The organism is Vibrio sp. 2134-1 (assembly GCF_033339495.1).
In genome coordinates this window covers 1-560 of sequence record NZ_JAWOUS010000782.1, presented here as the reverse complement: position 1 = coordinate 560, position 560 = coordinate 1, and the positions used below count along the sequence as shown (strand labels likewise).

Annotated in this window: 1 protein-coding gene; it reads right to left on the bottom strand. The window is 47.9% G+C overall.

Annotation, left to right across the window (positions count from 1 at the left end; all coding sequences use genetic code 11):
• Positions 1-321, bottom strand: a 321-nt coding sequence (locus tag R7R78_RS28520) for an ATP-binding cassette domain-containing protein (RefSeq protein WP_225474900.1), incomplete at its 3' end; no start/stop codon positions are given.
• Between the last annotated feature and the right edge of the window lie 239 nt (positions 322-560).

Sequence of the window (560 nt, the reverse complement as noted above, 5' to 3'; positions counted from 1 at the left end):
AACAATTCGACGCCCTTCCATCACCTGGAAGATACCTGAACGGACAATTTCTTCCGGGCTCTTGTTGTCGATACGCTCGCCCATGAAGTTAATTTCACCGCGAGTCACTTCACCATCTTCGGTTTTTAACAAACCCGAAATGGCTTTTAGTGTGGTCGATTTACCTGCCCCGTTCGCGCCTAACAGCGTCACGATTTGACCTTTAGGTACTTCAAGGCTCACGCCACGCAGAACCAAAATAACTTCGTCGTAGACCACTTCGATGTTGTTTACCGAGAGTAAAATCTCCGCTGGTTCGATATCCCTTGCTAATTCACTCATCAAGCCACTCCTTGTTCAGGAGAAGGGATGATGTATATCGCATCCCCTCACCTGTTCTTGTTTTGTTGTTAGTAACCTAGCCAATCGTCACGGCGTGACAATGTCACCTGAGACACTTTCTTGATGTCTACTGCACCGCCTTGGTTGTTACCCATAAACACGTTTACGGTGGTAGTGCCACGGTGATCTTCTGGTTGCCAGTTAGCTGGAATACACACGCCTTCTAGACCTTTCGGAAC